The organism is Aquabacterium sp. UBA2148 (assembly GCF_002328915.1).
Taxonomy (GTDB): domain Bacteria; phylum Pseudomonadota; class Gammaproteobacteria; order Burkholderiales; family Burkholderiaceae_C; genus Aquabacterium; species Aquabacterium parvum.
This window is the reverse complement of record NZ_DCXA01000136.1, coordinates 6,602-7,059: the sequence shown is the minus strand read 5'-3', so window position 1 is coordinate 7,059 and position 458 is coordinate 6,602. Positions and strand designations below refer to the sequence as shown.

At 71.2% G+C, this 458-nt stretch carries 1 pseudogene; it reads right to left on the bottom strand.

The window, feature by feature from the left end:
* A pseudogene (locus B2W70_RS07445) lies at window positions 1-311 on the bottom strand (bifunctional proline dehydrogenase/L-glutamate gamma-semialdehyde dehydrogenase); the annotation flags it as partial.
* Window positions 312-458 lie beyond the last annotated feature (147 nt).

The window sequence follows — 458 nt, the reverse complement described above, 5'->3', positions numbered from 1 at the left end:
CACGAGTCACCGTGCGCGCTGAAATCAGCCCTGCCGAGCTGGTCAGCGGTCAGCGCGATGGCCGTGTCGGCATCGGGCACCCGCAGCAGGGCCTCGGCCAGGCGCATCAGGGCCAGGCCTTCCTGGCTGGAAATCGGGAACTCCTTGAGCAGCGATTCGAGCGCCCAGAACGGCGGCGGGTGATCGCGCACGGCCTGCACCCATGGGCGGGCCTGGCGCATGGCCTCGTCCCATTTCAGCGCGCCCTCCAGTGCCTGCAGGCGGTGCCGCACGACATCGGCTTCAGGGCGACACGGGTGGGGCAGGCGCATGGCGGGCTCCTTCGGTGGCTGGGGCGTGGGCTGGGTGGCGTGCGGCGGCGACGTCCGTGGTGGGCTCAGCGAGGCGGCGCGCGCATCAGCGTGGTCTTGCCGAACAGGCTCTCGATCAGGTCAACGGCCAGCTCGGCGGTCTGGTTG